22 protein-coding genes and 1 pseudogene are annotated in these 19728 nt (G+C 35.6%); 17 read left to right on the top strand and 6 right to left on the bottom strand.

Annotation, left to right across the window (positions count from 1 at the left end; all coding sequences use genetic code 11):
* Positions 1-58: 58 nt before the first annotated feature.
* On the top strand, positions 59-1027 hold the full coding sequence (locus tag IPM14_09280; protein MBK9098287.1) for a PhoH family protein: 969 nt from the start codon (positions 59-61) through the stop codon (positions 1025-1027).
* Here the strand turns inward: IPM14_09280 and mazG are convergent.
* Positions 1024-1818 carry a nucleoside triphosphate pyrophosphohydrolase gene (gene mazG / locus IPM14_09275; GenBank protein MBK9098286.1) on the bottom strand — a complete coding sequence of 265 codons (795 nt, stop codon included), beginning with the start codon at positions 1816-1818 and terminating at the stop codon, positions 1024-1026. The two genes, IPM14_09280 and mazG, sit on opposite strands and share 4 nt — an antisense overlap.
* A 98-nt stretch (positions 1819-1916) precedes the next feature.
* Here mazG and IPM14_09270 point away from each other — a divergent pair, with 98 nt between their 5' ends.
* Positions 1917-2375, top strand: coding sequence for a RidA family protein (locus IPM14_09270; GenBank protein ID MBK9098285.1), 459 nt, complete (start codon positions 1917-1919; stop codon positions 2373-2375).
* Here the strand turns inward: IPM14_09270 and IPM14_09265 are convergent, their stop codons facing one another.
* Positions 2376-2939 carry an aminodeoxychorismate/anthranilate synthase component II gene (locus IPM14_09265; GenBank protein ID MBK9098284.1) on the bottom strand — a complete coding sequence of 188 codons (564 nt, stop codon included), beginning with the start codon at positions 2937-2939 and terminating at the stop codon, positions 2376-2378.
* A gap of 126 nt (positions 2940-3065) precedes the next feature.
* On the opposite strand from IPM14_09265, the gene IPM14_09260 reads away from it, so the two are divergent.
* The 5 genes and pseudogenes from IPM14_09260 (at position 3066) to IPM14_09240 (ending at position 6613) form a co-directional block, all read left to right on the top strand.
* Entirely contained in the window at positions 3066-3422 is a 357-nt protein-coding gene (locus IPM14_09260; GenBank protein ID MBK9098283.1) for an aspartate 1-decarboxylase, read from the top strand.
* 74 nt (positions 3423-3496) lie between these two features.
* Positions 3497-4015: a hypothetical protein gene (locus IPM14_09255; GenBank protein MBK9098282.1), complete on the top strand. Its 519-nt coding sequence runs from the start codon at positions 3497-3499 to the stop codon at positions 4013-4015.
* A 36-nt stretch (positions 4016-4051) separates the two neighbouring features.
* Entirely contained in the window at positions 4052-4519 is a 468-nt protein-coding gene (locus IPM14_09250) for a LytR C-terminal domain-containing protein (protein ID MBK9098281.1), read from the top strand.
* A 2-nt stretch (positions 4520-4521) separates the two neighbouring features.
* A complete protein-coding gene (gene rsfS, locus IPM14_09245) occupies positions 4522-4899 on the top strand; it encodes a ribosome silencing factor (protein MBK9098280.1) in 378 nt (125 codons plus the stop codon).
* Positions 4900-4983: 84 nt separating this feature from the next.
* Positions 4984-6613, top strand: a pseudogene (locus tag IPM14_09240) (arginine--tRNA ligase).
* On the opposite strand, the gene IPM14_09235 reads toward IPM14_09240, so the two are convergent.
* Genes IPM14_09235 through surE form a run of 4 tightly spaced genes read right to left on the bottom strand, consistent with a single transcriptional unit; the run spans position 6579 to position 11099 of the window.
* Positions 6579-7307 carry a ComF family protein gene (locus IPM14_09235; protein ID MBK9098279.1) on the bottom strand — a complete coding sequence of 243 codons (729 nt, stop codon included), beginning with the start codon at positions 7305-7307 and terminating at the stop codon, positions 6579-6581. The pseudogene IPM14_09240 and the gene IPM14_09235 sit on opposite strands and share 35 nt — an antisense overlap.
* A 12-nt stretch (positions 7308-7319) precedes the next feature.
* Positions 7320-9467, bottom strand: coding sequence for a VWA domain-containing protein (locus IPM14_09230; protein ID MBK9098278.1), 2148 nt, complete (start codon positions 9465-9467; stop codon positions 7320-7322).
* Positions 9467-10336 carry a PhzF family phenazine biosynthesis protein gene (locus tag IPM14_09225; protein MBK9098277.1) on the bottom strand — a complete coding sequence of 290 codons (870 nt, stop codon included), beginning with the start codon at positions 10334-10336 and terminating at the stop codon, positions 9467-9469. The genes IPM14_09230 and IPM14_09225 overlap by 1 nt, the downstream gene beginning before the upstream one ends.
* The gene (gene surE, locus IPM14_09220; GenBank protein MBK9098276.1) at positions 10320-11099 is read right to left on the bottom strand and encodes a 5'/3'-nucleotidase SurE; all 780 of its coding nucleotides are present in this window, start codon (positions 11097-11099) and stop codon (positions 10320-10322) included. The genes IPM14_09225 and surE overlap by 17 nt, the downstream gene beginning before the upstream one ends.
* A gap of 95 nt (positions 11100-11194) precedes the next feature.
* Between surE and pgeF the strand changes: the two genes are divergently transcribed.
* The 10 genes from pgeF to lepB all read left to right on the top strand — a co-directional run bounded on the left by pgeF (position 11195) and on the right by lepB (position 19580).
* Positions 11195-11929, top strand: a complete 735-nt coding sequence (gene pgeF / locus IPM14_09215) for a peptidoglycan editing factor PgeF (protein ID MBK9098275.1) — start codon at positions 11195-11197, stop codon at positions 11927-11929.
* Between the two features lies 1 nt (position 11930).
* Complete coding sequence (locus IPM14_09210) at positions 11931-12854, top strand: EamA family transporter (GenBank protein ID MBK9098274.1); 924 nt, start codon at positions 11931-11933, stop codon at positions 12852-12854.
* A gap of 75 nt (positions 12855-12929) precedes the next feature.
* Positions 12930-13307 carry a dihydroneopterin aldolase gene (gene folB / locus IPM14_09205; GenBank protein ID MBK9098273.1) on the top strand — a complete coding sequence of 126 codons (378 nt, stop codon included), beginning with the start codon at positions 12930-12932 and terminating at the stop codon, positions 13305-13307.
* Positions 13308-13320: 13 nt separating this feature from the next.
* The gene (gene folK / locus IPM14_09200) at positions 13321-13857 is read left to right on the top strand and encodes a 2-amino-4-hydroxy-6-hydroxymethyldihydropteridine diphosphokinase (protein ID MBK9098272.1); all 537 of its coding nucleotides are present in this window, start codon (positions 13321-13323) and stop codon (positions 13855-13857) included.
* A complete protein-coding gene (locus IPM14_09195; protein MBK9098271.1) occupies positions 13854-14525 on the top strand; it encodes a deoxynucleoside kinase in 672 nt (223 codons plus the stop codon). The genes folK and IPM14_09195 overlap by 4 nt, the downstream gene beginning before the upstream one ends.
* The gene (locus IPM14_09190; protein ID MBK9098270.1) at positions 14522-14740 is read left to right on the top strand and encodes a hypothetical protein; all 219 of its coding nucleotides are present in this window, start codon (positions 14522-14524) and stop codon (positions 14738-14740) included. The genes IPM14_09195 and IPM14_09190 overlap by 4 nt, the downstream gene beginning before the upstream one ends.
* Complete coding sequence (locus tag IPM14_09185) at positions 14740-15840, top strand: glycosyltransferase family 9 protein (GenBank protein ID MBK9098269.1); 1101 nt, start codon at positions 14740-14742, stop codon at positions 15838-15840. The genes IPM14_09190 and IPM14_09185 overlap by 1 nt, the downstream gene beginning before the upstream one ends.
* Positions 15837-16796, top strand: coding sequence for a Ppx/GppA family phosphatase (locus IPM14_09180; GenBank protein ID MBK9098268.1), 960 nt, complete (start codon positions 15837-15839; stop codon positions 16794-16796). Before IPM14_09185 ends, IPM14_09180 begins: the two co-directional genes overlap by 4 nt.
* A 116-nt stretch (positions 16797-16912) precedes the next feature.
* Complete coding sequence (gene lepA, locus IPM14_09175) at positions 16913-18706, top strand: elongation factor 4 (GenBank protein MBK9098267.1); 1794 nt, start codon at positions 16913-16915, stop codon at positions 18704-18706.
* Between the two features lie 4 nt (positions 18707-18710).
* Entirely contained in the window at positions 18711-19580 is an 870-nt protein-coding gene (gene lepB, locus IPM14_09170; GenBank protein ID MBK9098266.1) for a signal peptidase I, read from the top strand.
* The last annotated feature ends 148 nt before the right edge of the window (positions 19581-19728 follow it).

Below are 19728 nucleotides of genomic sequence, written 5' to 3'. Positions count from 1 at the left end.
ATTTGGAAAAAACCCTTGTCCAGTTTCTGGATAAGGGTTTTTTCATTTAAAGATTTTTATGACTGCTGTAGAAAAGAAAATTATTATCGAAAATGTCAATATGCTTGATCTTCTCGGGTTCAATGATTCCAACCTAAGAATACTTGAAGACAGGTTTAACACTTCAATAACCGTCAGAGGAGATAATGTAATTCTTAAAGGAGTAATTGAAGAAGTTGAATTGATTGAAAAGGTGCTGAAGGAAATGGCCTATGTTCTCAACACAAGTGGAAGATTAGGTACAAGTGATGTGAACACTATTCTTGAATTGACTACAGAAGGCAAAGAAGTAGTTGATGAAGAAGAACTGGATACAATAGTTCTTTATACAAAAAAGGATGTCATTAAAGCCAGAACATCCGGTCAGATCAACTATATAAACCTTGCAAGAAAAAATGACATTTGCTTTGCGATTGGTCCGGCAGGAACAGGAAAAACTTACCTTGCTGTTGCAATTGCTGTCTCAGCATTGAAGCGCGGGTTAGTCAAAAAATTAATTTTAGCAAGACCAGCAGTGGAAGCAGGCGAAAGTCTTGGATTCCTTCCGGGTGATTTCCGCGAGAAAATAGATCCATATCTTCGGCCTCTTTATGATGCACTTGATGATATGATACCATCAGAAAAATTGAAAAACTATATTGAGAAAAGAGTTATTGAAATTGTTCCGCTTGCATATATGCGTGGACGAACGTTGAATAATGCTTATGTTATTCTTGATGAAGCTCAGAACTCAACAACAATGCAGATGAAAATGTTTCTAACAAGGCTTGGCGGCAACTCCAAATCAATAATAACGGGGGACATTACCCAGATAGATCTTCCGGCAAAACAAGTCAGCGGATTGGTCCAGGCAAAAGAAATTTTATCCAATGTGGAAGGTGTTGCTTTTGTTTATTTTGATAAGAGTGATGTTGTGAGACATAAGCTTGTGAAGGATATTATCGATGCTTATGAGAAGTTCAGTAATAATAAAAACGGCAATCTCTAAACTATTTTTTTACTTTCCTCCCAGTAAAAATCCATCTCTTTTAAATTTGATTCAGACAATTTTCTACCTGAATCTTTTATCTTTTGTTCGATGTAATTAAATCTTTTAATGAATTTTGAATTAGTCCTCCTCAGTGCATTTTCAGGATTGATATCTAAAAATCTTGCATAATTAACAAGAGCAAAAAACACATCTCCGATTTCATCTTCTAATTTACAATATAGCTTTTCATCGTTTTTGAGATCCGAGTTTTGATTTTTAATTTTTTCAATCTCATGCATCTCTTCAATTTCTTCGATTACTTTTTTCCATACGTCTTCTTTTTTCTCCCAGTCAAAACCTACTTTTGCAGCTTTTTCCTGAAGTCGATGAGCCCTTTGTAATGCTGGAAGCATTTCAGGTACGCCTTCCAATACTGAATCTCTTCCTTCATCCATTTTGATTTCTTCCCAGTTTTTCTTCACCTCATCTGCGCCTGAAACTTTTACTTCACCGAAAACGTGTGGGTGTCGTCTGATCAATTTTTCTCTGATCGAATCTATCACATCATCAATACTAAAGTCATTTGTTTCCGAAGCTATGATAGTATGAAAGACTACATGAAGCAGCAGATCTCCAAGCTCTTTCTTTAGCTCTTCAAAATTTTTCTTTTCAATTGATTCAACTACTTCATAAGCTTCCTCGATAGTAGCCGCTTTGATGGAATCATTTGTTTGTTCCCGATCCCACGGACATTCCTTCCTTAATCTTTTAACTATCTCAACGAATTCGTTAAATTTGTCACCAGTCATTTGATAAATCCTTATCGTATTATTTTAACTTAAATACTTATTAGAAATCAATTCAAATTTAATCAAAATAAAACTCTCTGAGTAGAAATCGAGGAATCATGTTCGAAGAAAAAATTAAGCAAATTGGAATTACAATCCCCGAACCTGTAAAACCGTTAGCTGCATACATACCGGCGATGCAGATTGGAAATCTTGTTATGACATCAGGGCAAGTGCCAATTTCTTCCGGTGCTGTAAAATATCAGGGTAAAGTTGGAAGAGATTTGTCAGAGGAAGAAGGAAAAGAAGCAGCAAAACTTTGTGCGATAAATTGTCTGAGTGCTGTAAAGAGTGTAATCGGAAATCTTGATAAAATTAAAAGAGTATTGAAGTTGACCGTATTTATCGCAAGTGCAGAAGGATTTACTGCTCAGCCAAAAGTTGCAAATGGTGCGTCAGAACTTATCGGCGAAATTTTTGGTGAAGCAGGAAAACATGTTCGCAGTGCAGTTGGAGTCAGTGAACTCCCGTTAAATTCTGCTGTTGAGATTGAAATGATTGTTGAAGTGAAAAGTTAATTACAGAGCCAGCCAGTTTTTTATCAGCTTTTTACCAGCAGGTGTGAGTATTGATTCAGGATGAAATTGAATTCCTTCAAGAGAATAAATTTTATGACGAACTCCCATAACTTCACCCGTCGCAGCTGTTGCTGAGATTTCAATTTCATCTGGAATTGTATTTTCTTTTACAACTAATGAATGATACCGCATTGCTTCAAATTTCTGAGGCAGGTTTTTGAAAATAGTTTTATTATCATGGTTTATAGCTGAAGTTTTTCCGTGATATATATTTTCAGCATTGACAATTTCAGCTCCGAACAAATAGCAGATTGCCTGCATTCCCAAACATACTCCCAATATCGGGATTGAATTTCCAAATTCTCTGATAACTTCAAGAGTTAATCCTGAATTTTCTGGTCTTCCTGGACCAGGAGAAATTAAAATTTTATCCGGGTTGAAAACTCTGACGGTCTCAATCTTATCATCATTCTTAACAATTAATAATTCATTCCTGTATTTGCCAAGTAACTGAACAAGATTAAATGTAAAAGAGTCATAGTTGTCAACTACTAGTATTCTCAAGATAACCTGCGGAATATTTGGTTTATCATTAGATTTTGAATCATTTTCACTCTTTAATTGTTGCCTTGAATCTTAGAATTGCCAATGGGTATATTTGACTGCACAAAATTAAAGGAAAAAGTTTTAATGCAAAGAGAAATGTTAAAGTCTAAAATACACCGGGTTACTGTTACTCAAGCTGAACTGTACTATGAAGGAAGCATCACGGTGGATAAGGACTTGCTGCAAGCTGCGAATATTCTTCCGTACGAAAAAGTTCAGGTTTTAAATTTTAACAATGGAACACGACTCGACACTTATACAATTGAAGGATCTGCTGGCAGCGGGACAATTTGTTTGAATGGTCCGGCGGCAAGATTTGGTGCTGTAGGAGATGAAATAATTATTGTCAGTTACGTCCATTTACCAGAAGAGAATATAAAAAACCATAAACCAAAGGTTGTCCTGGTGGATAAGAATAATAAAATCTCAAAGATTTTATAATGAACTGTTCACAAGTTGTTAGTTGCTTTTTGTACGTTATTTATATAAAATTGAATTAAAATTTTGGTGATGAAGTGAAAAGTTTTTTAATAACAATATTTATTTTGTATTCAACCAGCATAGTTGCACAATTCCGGGATACTGGTATCGAACCGAAAAGTGTGAAAGAAGGAATTGTTACAGAAAATTCTAATGCACTATTTGGCTTTCTAAACTCCGATGATTTTATTATGCGTCATTCTTTCAGCTTGAACTATACTACTTTTGCCGGACAAGGTATGTCCCTCACAAGTTATACAAATAGCATGTTTTACAGATTGATGAACAATCTCAATGTTCAGCTGGATGTTTCTGTAATGTATTCTCCATACAGTACTCTCGGTGATCAGTTCCAGAAAGACATTTCCGGAATTTACATCAGCAATGCAGCTTTAAATTATCACCCGTGGGACAATTTTTCAGTTCATTTACAATACAGAAGTATGCCGTTCGGATATGGGTACTATCATCCGTTTTATGGGTATGGAAATCCATTCAATTTTAGTTCGGGAATAAACGGTTATCAGTCTGAATCACCATTTGAAGTAAAGTAATAGTTAAAATTTTTTTTAAACAACGGGGCAAATAAAATTTCAAGCGATACTAAAAAAGCAAGCTCATCTAAAAATCTTATCTTAAATATTTCAATCCTTGTTCTGATTCTAATTAATTCTGTTTTAGCTTATACTGTTTTTAACACTGTATCTGATAAATACTTTAACTCAGGTCCTGATTTATCAATAGACAGCACGAAAGCAAGAATCCAGGTCGAGGTTTTAAATGGATGCGGCGTTACAGGTATTGCGGAAAAATTAACTGATCATTTGAGAGCAAACAAAATTGATGTTGTCAATCTTGGTAATTACCGTTCGTTTGAAATTGAAAACAGTATCATAATAAGCAGGAACGAAAAAATTCTGAATGCTGAAAAAGTGGCAGCTATCGTAGGACTTGATAGAAGCAGAATTATTCAGCAGATAAATCCCGACTACTTACTCGATGTTACATTTATACTCGGAAGAGATTACAGAAATTTAATTCCAATAAAAAAGAGGTAGAATTGAACTCAACAGATTTAGCTAACCACATCTCAGAAGTTATTTTCACAAAGAAAGGTTCAAATGTTCTAAAAGTTGATCTTCGGAAACTTGTGACCTTTACAGATTATTTTGTGATTTGCTCTGCTGATTCCGATACTCAGGTAAAAGCAATAGCTGATCAGATTGATAAAGTGCTTTCTGATGAAGGGATCAGGTGCTGGCACAGAGAAGGGCTTAAAGCGCTCAGCTGGGTATTGTTGGATTATGTTGATGTTGTTGTTCATATCTTTAAAAAAGAAGCTCGTGACTTTTACAACCTCGAAAAGCTTTGGGGAGATGCCCCCTCTGAAATGATGAAGGATCCGGCAGAAAAAAATGTAGTTGCTGCCAAACGATGAAATAATTTTTCGAAGAAAATTTTTTCGGGTGTACTTCTTTAATAAGTTTACATATCATTTTTCATTCACTTTATTTCTATCTAATTGAAAAAATATTTACAGAAAATATTCAAGGATGCTGAAGAGCAACTACCTTATCTTGCTGATGTAGAACTATCGTTTGATACTCCTAAAATTGAAACGCATGGTGATTTATCATCAAATGCTGCAATGATCCTTTCAAAAAAACTGAAGCGGAATCCAAGAGAAATTGCCGCTGAAATTCTGAACAATCTGAAAATAGATAACACAATAATTAGCAAAACTGATATTGCAGGACAAGGATTTATTAACTTCTATTTTATGCCATCATTTTTGGCTAACATTATTAAAGACATTATTGAAACCGGAGATGATTACGGAAAATCAAAAAAGTATTCCGGTAGAAAAGCAAATGTTGAATTTGTTTCTGCCAATCCAACCGGACCTTTGACAGTTGGTCACGGAAGGAATGCAGTTATTGGTGATACCGTCGCGAATCTGCTTGAGTGGATCGGGTATAAAGTTGATCGCGAGTATTATTTTAATAATGCCGGAAGACAAATGCGTGTGCTTGGTGATTCAGTCAGAATCAGGTATCTGAATCTTATTGGACAGCAAATAGATTTCCCGGAAGATTATTATCAGGGTGAATATATTATTGACATTGCCCGAAAATTAAAAGATAAATTCGGTGAAAAGCTTGTTGATGAACCTGTTGAAGGAAAATTTAAGGAAGCTGCGGAATCTGAGATTTTTAGTGAGATAAAGAAAAGTTTGGAAGCGATCGGTATTCATCATAATTTATTTTATAATGAAAAGTCTCTTTATGATGATGGGAAGATAGAATCTCTCCTAAAAAAATTCAGTGAGTTAAATCTCTCTTATGAAAAAGAAAATGCAACGTGGTTAAAACTTTCTGAACTGACTGGTGGTGAGGATAAAGTAATTGTTAAAAACACCGGTGAACCTACTTATCGTCTTCCGGATATCGCTTACCATGTAGTAAAATATGAGCGTGGTTATGATTTAATGGTTGATCTATTTGGTTCTGATCACAATGCTACGTATCCGGATGTGGTTGCAGGAGTCAAAGCTTTAGGTTATGATGTAAGTAAAATGAAAGTGCTGATACATCAGTTCGTTACGATACTTAAAGACGGCGAAGTTGTTAAAATGTCAACGCGAAAAGCGAATTACATAACTCTTGACGAACTTACTGAAGAAGTAGGTAAAGATGTTGTCAGATACTTTTTTAATATGAGATCAATTTCTTCGCATATGAATTTCGATATTGATCTAGCAAAAAAACAAAGCGATGAAAATCCCGTTTTCTATCTTCAATATGCGCATGCAAGAATTTGTTCAATTATCAGAACGGTTGAATCGGAAAACATAAAACCATCTATGGATAATTTGAATATGCTGGTTGAAGAAGAAGAACTATCGCTGCTTAAAAAGCTTCACAAGTTTGAAGAAGAAGTTTTATACAGTGCTGAGAATTATGAACCTCAGAGAATCTGTGCTTACCTTGAAGACCTTGCTGCTGCATTTCCATAAGTTTTATACGTTCAGAAGGATATTGGGAAGTGAAAAGAAATTAGCCGAAGCCCGATTAGCACTTGCACTCGCTGCAAAAACGGTAATTAAAAATGGATTGGCTATTCTTGGAGTAAGTGCACCTGAGAAAATGTAGCATATTCCTGCTCAAATGATGTCGTTCCGACTGTACACGCAAATACTCTCAAAGCTCCGGCATTCTTAAGTGTTTTTGCACATTCAAGAATTGTTGCACCAGTCGTACATACATCATCTACAACCAGAATATTTTTATTTGCAACTTTTTTTGACTTTCGAACTTTAAAAGCATCAGCTACATTCTTTGATCTTTCTTTCATATTTAATCTTGTTTGCGAGTCAGTATGTCTTGTTCGTTTTACGAAACCAGTTGAGTACGGAATTCGAAGTGATTTGGACAAACCCTTTGCAAGAAAGTCTGATTGGTTAAAGCCTCTCTCAGCCTTTTTTAGATGATGGATTGGAACCGGCAATATCAAATCAAATTGCCAGTTAAGTGCTTTTACTTTTTCACCGATTAATTCACCTAAAAAAATACCAAGTTTAAACTGCTTCTTATATTTCAAGGCATGGATAATATGTTGAAGCGTCTTGTCAATCTCAAAAATGTAGGCAGCGAAATAGTCATCGACATAATTTGAGGAAGAAAAGTTCTTATCAAATTCGCTGGAAAGTTTTTCTTCATCAGTAACTAATAAGCTGCTTAAACATTCGTCACAGACAGGTTTTTCTTTAGGCAGTAATTTCTTGTTGCATCCGGGGCAAAATCTCGGCAGGAAAAAATCAATAAGGTATGTAGCAGCTGCTATCATTCACAAAAAAAATTATAGCATTCCATTTCTTTTACGGATAAACCATTCAAGCGAAAATAAAAGCACAGCGATAATGAGAAGCCAGGTGTCTGACCAAAGTGCGAATTCAGAGGTAATCACTTTTTCTTTTGATGAATTTATTTTGAGCTCTTTAAGCTTGGCCAGCAACGGCTGGTAATCATCTGCAAAGTAAAATTCTCCGCTGGTTTCGTTTGCGATCAAATTTAAAAATGAGTAGTTCATTACAGGATTTACCATTTCGATATCAATCTCGCCAATATTAAAGCTGCCATTATCCTTTCCTAAAATCCGGTTATCTACAGTTGCTTCAGCTGAAAAATTAAAATCGCCCGGTTCGTTGATGATTATTGATCCTTCATACAATCCCGAACCGACATTCTGCATATCAGTTTCGTAATTATTTGCTAGAGATGAAATCTTGATTTTAATCCCGGCATCTGAAACAGGATCCAACGATTCATCAAATACTTCAGCGGTAAACTCAATTCTCTCACCCTGCGAATAATTTTTCTTTGAGGTTTTCACATTAACTAATTTCTGATCTTCACCTGCTCTTAACCAGCGTAAAGAATTGACTATAAAGCTGTCGAACAAATCAAGACCTTTTGGTGCAACCTGCAATTTCCATTTCCATATATCTTTTGCCAGAACTCCAATTGACCTTCTTCCACTGAAACTGCTGGAAATAATCAAAGGCGAGTTAGTTACGTTGTTGTTTAACTTTATCTGTGCGAGTGCTTTACTTTCAACTCTTGAAGAAAATATTGCATTCGGCTGTAAAACTGGCGGCAGATTATTCCAGTTCTCCAGGGGATTCTTTTCAACTTGCTTAAAGATCGGATTAGAGATTTGCTCGGGCAAAATGTACGGCTGAACTTCTTTAAAACCACTGAACGATTGTGCGATTGTAAAAGGTAAATCGTTTCCAAATCTTGAAATTCTATTTAAACTGATACCGGAAGAAAGAGTTACAAAGAAAGGAGTTTTCTTTTCTCTGATTTTTGTAATTACACGATTTAATAATTCCTCCGGCGTTGCATCGGCTGGAAAGCCAATCAGAAATAAAACATCAGCGCTATCAACAAGATTGTAGTTCAAGTTTCCCTGGAATTTATCTCTCGATATTTGCACAATAGAATTTACTTGAATGTTTTCATCTCTCATCAGAGAATTTTTAATAAAAGTCAGATCTGCATTTGGACTTGATGCAAGTAAGAGCACCTTAATTTTATTCGAGAGTACATTTACATAAAATACCTGCTTGTTGTTTGCAGTGGTAAACTCACCTTTAAGCGAAGATAATTGAATACTTAATTTTTTTTCTCCGCTGCTTTGAGGTTTATAATCGAAATTAATATTCTGAATCCCTGAAGAACTCAGATTTACTGTCTGCTGAGAAGTGAATTTATTATCCTCGTAAAGTGTGGCTGTGATTAATTCTCCCGCAAAACCTTTATTTGAAACAGTAGCGAGAATGCTTGTTGGCGTTTCGGCATAAATTATATCGTTGTGCAAAACCTTTTTTAATTCAACATCTGTGCGTTGAGTTGTATCTCCAATTCCAACAGAAAATACTGGTATTCCTGTATTTATTGCATCATAATATGGATTGCTTCCTGAAGTTATAACTCCATCACTAATAATTGTAATGGAAGCGACATTCTCTTCTGAGTTTTGAAGTTCGCTAAATACATCCTGTAAATTTGTTGCGCCATCAGCAAAATCTATTTTATCAATACTATCAACACCAATGGGCTTAACAGAATTTCCAAATTCAAAATAAGTCAAATTGCTTTCGGATGTCCTATCTGAAAAGTCGCTAATTATTTTTCTTACAGTTGAAAGCCTATTAGTTCCGTCATCAATCTGGATTGATCTGGAGTTATCGATAAAAACAAGATTGGCAGGTTCGAGCGTTAATTTTTTGCTCAGGTTTAGTATCGGTTCGAAGAGTATCAGGCACAAAACTAACAGAGCCAGAACACGAATAGTCACGAGCAATATTTTTTTGAAGGGTTGAATTTGTGGGATAGTATATCGATAAACATAAACCGAGTATATCGCAATTAGTATTAATGCAATAAAAAGATAGACACCGGAAAATGCCAGAGATATTTGTACATCTTCATATCCGAACATCAGAAATAAAGTTCTCCCTTGAAAATTGTTACAGCCTTTCCCGCTACTGACAATTCATTTTTAGAAGGAGAATAAGAAACATCAATTCTGCCTTTTCTGCCAAGAACATCGCCTTGTTCGAAAGTGAAGATTTTCCCTTCAATGTCCTTCTCAATTAAGCCTAACATACGCAGTACAAGAAGTAAAGGTCCATTTGCAGAACCTGTTACAGGATCTTCGTCAATTCCGTAATAAGGAGTAAAGAAACGCAAATGTGCATTGTTTTCTTTTTCAATTGTTTCAGTTGTGAAAAGAGTGAAAGCATCAAATCCTTTTCTTGCGGTAGATAAGTCCATCAATTTTTTGAAGTCAGGTTTTATGTTCATTAGATCTTTTAATGAAGAAACATAAATGTAAAGATATCCTCCATCGTCAAGAATAAAAGGGAATTTTTCAGGATTGATTACTTTCTCACCGTTAAGGGCTTTAATAATTTCCGCTTTGTTCCCTTGGAATAATTTTAATTCGGGTATGGGAATAGTTAATGAATAATTTCCATTATTTGTACTGCATTTGAGTATTCCGGAAAGAGTGCTGACAGTAAAGCTTGAATTGTTTTTAATTTTGCCTTGATGCAATAGGTAATGAATGGAAGCTATTGTCGCATGACCGCAAAGTTTCACTTCTACTTTTGGAGTGAACCATCTCAGATTGAAATCTGCCTCGTTGGACGAAGATATAAATGCAGTCTCAGAAAGATTGAACTCGCGAGCGATCAGCTGCATTTCTTCATTGGTTAGTCCATCTGAAAAAACTACGCCTGCAGGATTTCCTCTGAATGGTTCATCGGTGAAAGCATCAATCTGACAGACATCAATCAGCTTTTTCATTGAAGTTCTTTTCTATGTTCCAGCTTTTCATTTTTTCGTAAGTATCGTAGTCGGTAAGATCAAAATGGATTGGAGTGACGGAGACATATTTATTTTTGATTGCATTCTGGTCAGTATGATTTTCATTTTCAATTTCAACAAGTTTCCCAGTAAGCCAGTAATAATCTTTACCGAAAGGATCAGTTCTCTTTTCGTATATATCATCCCATTTTGCTTTACTTTGTTTTGTAACAAGAATGCCTGCGATTTCTTCTTCAGGTAGATTCGGAACATTTACGTTAATCAAAGTGCCTCTTGGTAAATCAAACTTAGCTATTTTTTGAGCGAGGTACTTAGCAACTTTTCCTGCATACCGGAAATCTTTTGCTTCGTGACTTGTAACTGAAATGGCTATTGCGGGCACATCCATAATAGCGGCTTCCCGTGCAGCAGATACAGTTCCAGAATAAATTATATTAATCGCTGTATTTGAGCCGTGGTTAATTCCTGAAATAACAAGGTCAGGAGATTCGCCCATAATATTTCGTATTCCCATCTTCACACAATCAGCAGGAGTTCCTTCAACTGCATAACCGAAAAAGTTTCCGTTCTTATGATAATTAAATACTCTCAACGGATATTTCATAGTTATTCCATGTCCGACTGCACTTTGTTCCTCGCTTGGAGCAACTACAATTACTTCGGCAATTTCTTTTAATGCTTCGGCTAATGCTGCAATCCCCGCCGAGTAAATCCCATCATCATTAGTTACTAATATTTTCAATATATTTGCCTTAATTGATGTTTTAAATATAACCGTGCTAATATACTACTAAAGTGATATACTCTCAATCAGTCTTGAGTATCTGATATATAATTATGCTCATCATCAAACCATCTGTTTTTAATCAGTTTCCGGAAATTATATTTGGATTTTCAACCAGGTACGGACAAGATTCGGAAGCACCATATTATTTTAACTTATCTTTCAGTGTCGGAGATGATAAAGAAAAAGTTGATCAAAACAGAAAAATGTTTTTTAACGAGCTTGGTTTGAATGAAGAGATGGTCAGCTACCAGAAGCAGGTGCATGAAGATAAAATAAATTTTGTTGATACTTACGGAAGCTGCGGTGAAAGTGATGCTCTGATCACGAAATCCAAAAATCTTGGATTAGCAATCAGCAGCGCTGATTGTCCTGCTATCTTTATTTACGATCCTTTGAAAAAAGTAATTGCCGCTGTTCATTCAGGATGGAAGGGAACAGAGAAGAAAATTCTTGCTAAAACAATTAAAAGATTGTCAGTCGAATTTTCCTGCATCACTTCTGATTTAATTTGTTATATCGGGCCATCGATCTCGCAGAAAAATTATGAAGTTGGTGAAGAAGTTGCGAAAAAGTTTGATGAACAATTCATTCTCACAAGAGAAAATAAACATTATCTGGATATTGCTGGTGTTAATTTCAATATGCTAGTAAATGAGGGAGTTAAAAAAATAAATATTCAGGTTTCAAAATTGTGCAGTTATGAATATTCCAAACTGCTGCATTCATACAGACGGGATGGAATTCAATCTGGCAGGGCACTTGGTATAATCGCAATAAAGGAATGATTTGAGCAGATTAACGGTAAAAATTATTCTTGCATATGCTTTACTTTGTTTCATCTGGGGCTCAACCTGGATTGCTATAAAGTTCGGACTCGAGGCACTCACTCCATTTTTTTCAGCAGGTGTTCGCTTTATACTTGCTTCAATTCTGATTTTTGCTTTGATGAGATTTAGAGGGGTTACTCTTCAAACAGATAAAGTTGCAATTCGATTATATCTTCTTATGGGATTTTTTTCTTTTGTGATTCCGTTTGGACTAGTTTATTGGGCACAGCAATTTGTTCCTTCTGGAATGGCTGCAGTTTTGTTTGCTGTTTATCCGTTCTGGGTTGTGATTTTTTCCTATTTAAGGATGAAAGAAGAATCCATTGGTTTCTATAAAATTTTTAGGACAATTTTAGGCTTTAGCGGAATCGTAGTTATTTTTTCAGATTCATTCAGAGGTGATATCTCCGATTACCTGATCGGAATGTTTGCAGTTGTACTAAGCGGGACGATGCAGGCATGGATCGCAGTTTCAATTAAGAAGTTTGGAGATCATCTCCATCATCTTTCTATGAATTTTGTTCCGATGGTGATTGCGGGAATTTCAATGACCGCAATTGCAATCGTTGCAGAAGATCTTTCAACCATTAGAATTAATGAGCACGCAGTTTTATCGATTCTCTATCTCGCTATCTTTGGAAGTGTTGTAACGTTCACATCTTTTTACTGGTTGATAAAACATATCAATGTTATAATTCTATCGTTAATAGCATTTATTACTCCGGTTGTTGCGTTAATACTTGGCTTCTTTCTTTACGGAGAAGTTCTGTCGACAAGACATTTCCTTGGTGTTGCATTGGTTCTTGTCGGGGTTTTCGGTGCAAACCTAGGTAATCTTCTGAAATTAAGAAATGAGTCAATAATCAAATCTGAATCAGCATAAATTCTATTAAAAATTTCAGACGATCTTTGTGAACATTTATTTAATTTTAACACTGTAAAAAATTTAATTTATAAAATGATCAATATTATCAGAATTAAGAACGCAACGTTTTACGGTTATCACGGTGTCAGCAATGAAGAGCAATATGTTGGCGGAAAGTTTGAAGCGGATATTGATATCTACACAGATTTTTCCGAGGCAGCTGCAGGGGATGATTTAAAAAAAACTGTTGATTACTACCAGGTTTATTCGTTCTTAAATCAGTTTGCAGTCAGACAAAAATATTATCTGATTGAAGCTCTCGCAGTTGAAATTGCAGATGAGTTATTAAAAAAGTATGAACGAATTATTAAAGTTGCAGTCCGTGTAAGAAAAAACAATCCTCCTCTTGGAGGCGTTGTAGATTGTGTCGAAGCCGAAGTGATAAAAGAAAGAAAAGAATTTAAAAACTGATTCGGAGAAAACGATTAAAAATTTCGCATATATAGGTGTTGGTTCAAATGTTGGAGTTCAGATCAATAAAATTGATTATGCCATTGAACTTATTGATGCAAATCCTGATTGTGAAGTTGAAAAGGTTTCATCAATTTATGAATCAGCTCCATACGGCGATATAATTCAAGGTGAATTTTTTAATGCGGTTTTCAGAATCAAAACACAGCTTGAAGTAAAGGAACTTTTCAGTTTATTAAAATCAGTTGAACAAAAAGTTGGAAGAAAAGAAACTGTCAAATGGGGCCCAAGAGAAATTGATCTCGATATTTTGTTTTATAACGATTTAATATTTTCGGACAATGAAATAACAATTCCTCATAAAGATTTGATGAACAGGGATTTTGTTTTAGTGCCATTATGCGAAATTGCTCCTGATTTTTTCCATCCGGAAGTGAATAAAAAAATCTCTGAAATTAGTATTTTTAAGGCGGATTATAAGGAATCTTCAGTAAAAGAAAATAAAACTTATATCCTCAGAAAAATTCCTCATAAAGTTCTGATACAATGAGCGACATTCAAAATCCAAATAACGATTTGCACTATATCGCAATCGAAGGTGTTATCGGTGCTGGTAAGACGAGCCTTGCGAAAAAAATTGGCGAGAGACTGAACGCAAAGCTCATCTTTGAGCAATTTGAGCACAATCCGTTCCTCGAAAAATTTTATGTTGACCGGAAAAGGTTTGCCTTCCAGACGCAGATGTTTTTTCTGATTAACAGGTTCAAGCAACAGCAGGAACTGAATCAGGAAGATTTATTCTCGGAACATCTTGTATGCGATTACATTTTTGAGAAGGACAGGATATTCGCTTATCTGAATCTGAGTAAAGATGAATTAAATCTTTACGAAAGTATTTATCCGCTTCTGGCCAGATCACTTCGTAAACCTGACCTGGTGATCTTTCTTCAATCAAATACAGACAGATTGATATATAACATTAAGAAAAGAAACCGTAAGGTGGAGCGAGCGATAACAAGAAGTTATCTTGAAGAACTTGGAGAAGCTTACAACCATTATTTTTTCAGATACAATTCAACTCCGCTGCTGATTGTAAATTCATCCGAAATAGATTTTGTAAATAATGAAAGCGATTTTGATGAGTTATTCAAGCAGATATTCAGAGAAGACAGAGGTTTTACCGAATATTTTAATCCTGAAGCAAGAAGAATATTATGATTCGAATTTTATTATATGCTGCCGTTGCTTTTCTCATACTTTTTGCATTCAGATTTTTCAAGCTGTTGTCGAACTATAAATCCGGCTCCAAACCGAACATCGATGATTTAAAGGAAAGAGCTGCTAACTTGAAGAACAAGTATAAAAATGTCCAGGAAGCTGACTTTCGAGATGTTACATCCTCGGAAGATGAAAATGATTCTTCAAAGAAATAATGTCCAAGAATAATCTATTATCGAAAATAGTCTATTCATTTTTCAAAATATTTTTCTCTGTTACTGAAAACCCTGCAAGGGAAATTAACACTCCCCAAAAAATTATTATTATTCGACAGCACAATCAGCTTGGTGATCTGCTTGCGAGTGTTTCTTTATTAAGGGCATTGAAGGAAACTTATCATGATTCTCAAACATCACTCGTAGTAAGCACAGACAATTATCCTGCTGTATCAAAAAACAAGTTGGTTGACAGGATTTTCGTCTTTGATAAAAGAAAATTATTTAATCCTGTTTATTTATGGAGCAAGATTAAATTTCTAAGAGAGCAGTATGACCTTGTAATAGTTCCTGCAACAGTGTCAGTATCATTTACAAGTGATCTTCTGGCACGATTAACAAAGTCTAAAATTCGAGTTGGTGTCAAATCTCTGGATGGAAATTTTAACAGGAGTTCTTTCTTTTTTGACAGGAGAATCGATCTTGACTGGCGCAAACATCCTGATTCAAATGTGTCGGAACGAATTCTTGACATAGTACGACCATTTGGGATTAACACACAAAATTTCAAATCTGAAATTACTTTCGATAGTGATGATATAACGGCAGCAAAAAAATTTATTGATGAGTTTGCTGATAAAAAGAAAGAACTTTTAATAGGATTACACGTCGGCGCCGGCAAGCCGAACAATCGCTGGTCGCTGGATAAATATGCAGCACTCGTTGCAAGGCTGGACAGAATCTATTCTGCGAACTTTTACCTAACAGGAGGATGGGCTGAAAAGGAGGAGTTAAATTATCTGACAAAACACTGTGAAATAAAATTTGGAAAATTTATCAATCAGCCTATTCCGCAAATTGCTGCACTTATTTCATTGTCCGATCTTTTCATTTCAAACGATACGGGAATTATGCACGTTGCGGGTACGACTGATACTCCCCAAATTAGTATTTTTGGACCAACAAATCCGTTTAACTGGGCACCTATTGGAGTGAATAAATATTTTATTCGTAAATCAGAACTCATTGATGATGTTTCTATTAACGATGTTTATCATTTGTGTGAAATAATTTTTAGGGATAAGGGAAAAATAAAATGAACAAGTGCATTGCAGCAGTTGATATGGGCACAAACTCTTTTCACCTGATAATTGTTCAGGTTAAAAGCGACGGTTCATTCAAAATAATTGACCGTGAAAGGGAAGTAATCCGTCTAGGTTCTCATAAAGGCAAAGAATTCACCTGGATTTCGGAAGGAGAAATGGAAAAAGCAATTGATGTGCTGAAAGACTTTGCAAAGATAGCTCAGTTCTATAAAGCTGATGTGAGAGCAATAGCAACAAGTGCAATCCGCGAAGCAAAAAATAAAAGTGAATTTATTGATCGTGTTTTCGAAGAAACAGGAATAAATGTAGAAGCAGTTGACGGGAAAACCGAAGCCGAGCTGATCTATCTTGGGGTGCAGAATGCACTGGATGTTTATGACAAACGTGTTCTTTCTGTTGATATCGGAGGCGGAAGCACTGAATTCTTATTGGGTGAAAATGGTATCTCGGAGTTTGCTGAGAGTATTAAAGTTGGTGCTGTCAGACTCAGTAAAATGTTCTTCCCGGATTTTCATCTTTCTGAATCCGGAATTGAAATGTGCAGACAATATATAAAAGATAAATTTAATACTAATGAAAACCTTCATCCGAACCACGACTTCGAAATTGCAATAGGAAGTTCGGGAACAATCGTTGCAGCAGCTTCAATAATCTCTTTCAGAAGAAGCGGTAAATTCAAAAAAACAATGAATGGTTTTACTTTTACTGCTGATGAAATTTTTAAGCTTACTGAAGAAGTTCTAAACTGTGAATCTCCTGTTGATCGTTTATTCATTGAAGGAATGGAAATAAAAAGAGCTGACATTATACCTGCCGGTCTATTAATTCTGAGTGAAGTATTCAAAACATTTGAACTTAAAGAAATGACAGTCTCCGAAAATGCTTTGAGAGAAGGGATAATAATTGATACGATAATGAAGATGGATGAATTCAAATCTCTGCTGGTTTAATAGATTGGCTTTGTTCTAAACAATAATTCTGCAGTTCATTCACCATTTTTGCTTTGTCCGTACCTTTAACAAGAACACACCTCTCCTTATATTTACTTGTTAATTAAATTTAATCAATGGAACAGATTAGAAATTTTTGCATAATTGCGCATATTGACCACGGTAAATCCACTATTGCCGACAGGCTTCTGGAGAAAACCGGTGCTGTTACAGAACGTGAAGCTAAAGCTCAGGTTCTGGATGATATGGATCTGGAAAGAGAAAGAGGAATTACCATAAAATCTCACGCCATCCAGATGCATTACACTGCAAAAAATGGTGAGAAGTACATCCTGAATTTAATTGATACTCCCGGTCACGTTGATTTCAGCTATGAAGTTTCGCGTTCACTTGCTGCCTGCGAAGGTGCTTTGCTTGTTGTAGATGCTGCACAAGGAGTCGAAGCACAAACAATCAGCAATCTTTATCTTGCTCTCGATGCAGGATTGGAAATAATTCCTGTTCTAAACAAAATTGATTTACCAAGTGCTGAAGTTGAAAGAATTTCTCATCAAGTCATTGATTTAATTGGCTGTAAAGAAGAAGATATTCTGAAAGTAAGTGCTAAGGCAAATATTGGTATTGATGAACTTCTCGAAGAAATAGTTAAGAGAATTCCACCACCGAAAGGAGATCCTGACGCGGCACTACAAGCTTTAGTTTTTGATTCGATTTTTGATTCATATCGCGGTGCAGTTGCGTACATAAGAGTATTTAATGGGACTATTCGTACAAACGATAAAATAAAATTCTTTGTAACTGATAAAGTCATGGATGCTGAAGAAATTGGCGTACTCGGATTACGAAAAGTTAAAGTTGATGAACTATCAGCAGGAAATGTTGGTTACCTCATTGCCGGAATTAAAGATGTCCGGTTTACGAAAGTTGGCGATACTGTAACACAAGCTAAAAATGGTGCTGAGAAACCTCTCCCCGGCTATAAAGAAGTCAAGCCGATGGTTTACAGCGGATTGTATCCAACAGATTCTGATGATTACGAAGGTTTGCGTGATGCTCTCGAAAAATTCAGGTTGAATGATTCAGCATTAGTTTATCAACCCGAAACTTCTGCCGCACTTGGTTTTGGATTCAGATGTGGGTTCCTTGGATTGCTTCATATGGAAATAGTTCAGGAAAGATTGCACAGGGAATACGATCAGACAATTATTACAACATTGCCAAACGTTGAGTATTATGTTTATAATAAAAAAGGTGAGCAGATAGTTGTTGATAATCCAGCAGAAATGCCTCCGGTAGGTGATATTGAGCGAATCGAAGAACCGTATATCAAAGCGCAGATTGTTACTCCAAGCGAATATGTTGGCAACATCATGAAACTTTCGATGGATAAAAGAGGCACTTATAAAAACACTACTTATCTTGACCCGACCAGAGCCGATCTGCAATTTGAATTTCCACTTTCGGAAATAATTTTCGATTTTTACGATAAACTGAAATCAACTACTCGCGGATATGCTTCATTTGATTATGAATATATTGGCTATGTTGAATCTGATTTGGTCAAACTTGATATATTATTAAATGGTGATCCGGTTGATGCACTTTCAATGATTGTTCATCGTGATAAAGCTTATGATTGGGGAAGAAAAGTCTGTACCAAATTAAAGGACTTAATTCCGCGACAAATGTTCGAAGTTTCAATTCAGGCAGCGATCGGTTCAAAAGTAATTTCAAAGTCAGTCGTAAAAGCATTACGGAAAAATGTTCTGGCAAAATGTTACGGCGGAGATATAACAAGAAAAAGAAAACTTCTTGAGAAACAAAAAGAAGGCAAAAAAAGAATGAAGCAAGTGGGAAATGTTGAAATCCCGCAGGAAGCATTTTTAGCAGTACTTCAAATAGAGGAGTAATTCAATGGGGAATTTTTCATCTAAGCTCGGCAAAATTTTTAAGGTGCTTTTCTGGGTAATTCTGATTGCAATAATCGTTAAAGCATTTGCAATTGATGCATTCCGGATTCCAAGCTCATCAATGGAAAACACACTTCAACCGGGAGATTTTATACTTGCAAATAAATTTGCATACAATATTTCAACTCCGAAAGAAATTCCTTTTGCTAATCTGCCAATTCCTTATGCCAATCTTTTTGAAATAGGAAAACCTGAAATAAATGATGTCGTAATATTTCAGTTCCCGGAGGGATTTGAAAGTGACTCTAAAAAAGAGGGAACAAAATACATAAAACGGGTCGTTGCGGGTCCGCACGATACATTAAGAATAACGGAAGGAAATGTATTTGTTAATGGAAAGCAGATAACTCTACCTTCATCATTTAAAAAACCTCAATTTCTTGATGAAGAAAGTTTCGTCAGGGAAGAGACAATTTATCCGCCAGGTGCTAAATGGAACAGGTTAAGCTATGGCCCGATAATAATTCCGGCAAAGGATGACACAATAAATATTTCCCCTGAAAGTTTTGAAAGATGGCAGTCTGTTATTGTGATGGATCATGGCGAACGGTCATTATTATCTGAGGGCACATTAGTAACTCTTGATGGCAGAGCAATTTTTGAATATGTTCTCAAGCAAGATCATTATTTTGTGATCGGTGACAATTTTGAAGAGAGTATGGATAGCCGCAATTTCGGATTTATTACAGGCAATATGATTATCGGGAAAGCTATGTTTGTTTACTGGTCCTATAATTCTGACAAAATTGCACCCGGACCGCTTGGCTTTCTTTCGGCAATAAGAGCCGACAGAATATTTAAGGGAATGAACTAATTTTTCAAAAGCTTGAGAGTATTATGATAAAATATATTCTCTTATTATTATTTCAATATCATCGTTAAGTTCTGCTCAGACAAAATACTTAATCTATTTAAAAGATAAAGGTGTCGAAGAAAAAGTAAATCTTGAAAAGAACAGTTCT

The organism is bacterium (genome assembly GCA_016716565.1).
Taxonomy (GTDB): domain Bacteria; phylum Bacteroidota; class Ignavibacteria; order Ignavibacteriales; family Ignavibacteriaceae; genus IGN2.
The sequence above is the reverse complement of the archived record's forward strand: the minus strand, read 5'-3'. Positions and strand labels throughout refer to the sequence as shown.